This window comes from Solibacillus faecavium, from assembly GCF_014836905.1.
Lineage (GTDB): Bacteria > Bacillota > Bacilli > Bacillales_A > Planococcaceae > Solibacillus > Solibacillus faecavium.
Genome location: NZ_JACSPZ010000019.1, coordinates 1,457 through 3,107, shown reverse-complemented (window position 1 = coordinate 3,107; position 1,651 = coordinate 1,457). Strand labels below are relative to the sequence as shown.

The 1,651-nt window shown below is 49.1% G+C and carries 1 rRNA gene (only partly in view); it reads left to right on the top strand.

The features are described 5' to 3' along the window. The first annotated feature begins 95 nt into the window (after positions 1–95). Positions 96–1,651 (top strand): 23S ribosomal RNA (locus H9635_RS19030); it runs 1,442 nt beyond the window's last position.

Sequence of the window (1,651 nt, the reverse complement as noted above, 5' to 3'; positions counted from 1 at the left end):
AGCAATAAAACAAATTTCTATTTTATAGAAATGTAACAAGTCAAGCAATTGACGTGTAAACTTAAATCTTAGATTTTATCTAAGTGTTAACTTTTGGTTAAGTTAATAAGGGCGCACGGTGGATGCCTTGGCACTAGGAGTCGATGAAGGACGGCACTAACACCGATATGCCTCGGGGAGCTGTAAGTAAGCTTTGATCCGGGGATTTCCGAATGGGGGAACCCACTATCTTTAATCGGATAGTATCTACACGTGAATACATAGCGTGATGAGGACAGACGCAGGGAACTGAAACATCTAAGTACCTGCAGGAACAGAAAGAAAATTCGATTCCCTGAGTAGCGGCGAGCGAAACGGGAAGAGCCCAAACCAAAGAGCTTGCTCTTTGGGGTTGTAGGACACTCTATACGGAGTTACAAAAGAATGAGTTAGACGAAGCGACTTGGAAAGGTCCGCGAAACAAGGTAAAAGCCCTGTAGTCAAAAGTTCATTCCCTCCAGAGTGTATCCTGAGTACGGCGGAACACGTGAAATTCCGTCGGAATCCGGGAGGACCATCTCCCAAGGCTAAATACTACCTAGTGACCGATAGTGAACCAGTACCGTGAGGGAAAGGTGAAAAGCACCCCGGAAGGGGAGTGAAATAGATCCTGAAACCGTGTGCCTACAAGTAGTTAGAGCCCGTTAATGGGTGATAGCGTGCCTTTTGTAGAATGAACCGGCGAGTTACGATTACGTGCGAGGTTAAGTTGAGAAGACGGAGCCGCAGCGAAAGCGAGTCTGAATAGGGCGAATTAGTACGTGGTCGTAGACCCGAAACCAGGTGATCTACCCATGTCCAGGGTGAAGGTGAGGTAACACTCACTGGAGGCCCGAACCCACGCACGTTGAAAAGTGCGGGGATGAGGTGTGGGTAGCGGAGAAATTCCAATCGAACCTGGAGATAGCTGGTTCTCTCCGAAATAGCTTTAGGGCTAGCCTCGTGATTGAGAATACCGGAGGTAGAGCACTGTTTGGACTAGGGGGGCATCTCGCTTTACCGAATTCAGACAAACTCCGAATGCCGGATATTTATACACGGGAGTCAGACTGCGAGTGATAAGATCCGTAGTCAAGAGGGAAACAGCCCAGACCACCAGCTAAGGTCCCCAAGTAATCGTTAAGTGGAAAAGGATGTGGCGTTGCTTAGACAACCAGGATGTTGGCTTAGAAGCAGCCATCATTTAAAGAGTGCGTAATAGCTCACTGGTCGAGTGACGCTGCGCCGAAAATGTATCGGGGCTAAACGATTCACCGAAGCTGTGGATGCATACTTTGAGTATGCGTGGTAGGAGAGCGTTCTAATAGCGTTGAAGTCAGACCGGAAGGACTGGTGGAGCGATTAGAAGTGAGAATGCCGGTATGAGTAGCGAAACATGGGTGAGAATCCCATGCACCGTATGACTAAGGTTTCCTGAGGAAGGCTCGTCCGCTCAGGGTTAGTCGGGACCTAAGCCGAGGCCGATAGGCGTAGGCGATGGACAACAGGTTGATATTCCTGTACCACCTCCTCACCGTTTGAGAAATGGGGGGACGCAGTAGGATAGGGTAAGCACGCCGTTGGTTGCGCGTGTTCAAGCAGTAAGGCGTGTATGTAGGCAAATCCGCATACT